Source organism: Bartonella sp. CM120XJJH, assembly GCF_042194715.1.
Lineage (GTDB): Bacteria > Pseudomonadota > Alphaproteobacteria > Rhizobiales > Rhizobiaceae > Bartonella.
The window spans coordinates 1-526 of record NZ_JBHINE010000165.1 but is presented as its reverse complement, the minus strand read 5'-3'; the positions used below and the strand labels follow the sequence as shown (position 1 = coordinate 526).

Annotated in this window: 1 protein-coding gene and 1 pseudogene; both read right to left on the bottom strand. The window is 38.2% G+C overall.

Annotated elements, in window-relative coordinates; translation table 11 throughout:
* Nucleotides 1–217, bottom strand: a pseudogene (locus ACFIKU_RS10385) (DUF3987 domain-containing protein); the annotation flags it as partial.
* 5 nt (nucleotides 218–222) lie between these two features.
* Nucleotides 223–426 carry a hypothetical protein gene (locus ACFIKU_RS10380; RefSeq protein ID WP_375657459.1) on the bottom strand — a complete coding sequence of 68 codons (204 nt, stop codon included), beginning with the start codon at nucleotides 424–426 and terminating at the stop codon, nucleotides 223–225.
* Nucleotides 427–526: the final 100 nt, after the last annotated feature.

Genomic DNA, 526 nt, shown 5'->3' with positions numbered 1-526 from the left:
AAACATAGCGACTTGAAGTTAAAGGCATTTGCGCAGCATGAAAAGGCTCGACGGGTAAGAGAGTATATTCAAGTGGTTTTAATTCCCCCCAACCATTTTGTTGCAATGCTTGCTTATAAGGAATGGCTTCTAAACAAGTCTTATCATTTAAAGAGCCATTATCGTTATCATTTAAAGGAGTATTATTCTCTAAAATATTTTTATTATCTTGTATCATGTTATTTACCTTAGAAAATAGAGGAGATCGTTAAAATATGCGTTATGCGGGGCTTGCCTCATAAGGACCTCAAAGGCTTGGCTATAAGCACGCGTAGCAAAGGTAAAATTGACTAAAGTATTTTTGATTGGTTGGCTTCCATAACGCCCATGCCAAACCCCGCGCAAGGCACGTGTGATACCTTGCGCATTCTTAAAAGAACACATCATTTTAATCCTATAACATTGCGTCATAGGACGGATTGTGCTATCTCTAGATTGATGAGTTTGAGAAAGCCTTGTCCGTCCTTACGTGACAAGGTTTTTTTAT

Coding starts and splice junctions, on each gene's coding strand:
- ACFIKU_RS10380 (WP_375657459.1), bottom strand. CDS start 426: ATGATGTGTTCTTTTAAGAATGCGCAAGGTATCACACGTGCCTTGCGC.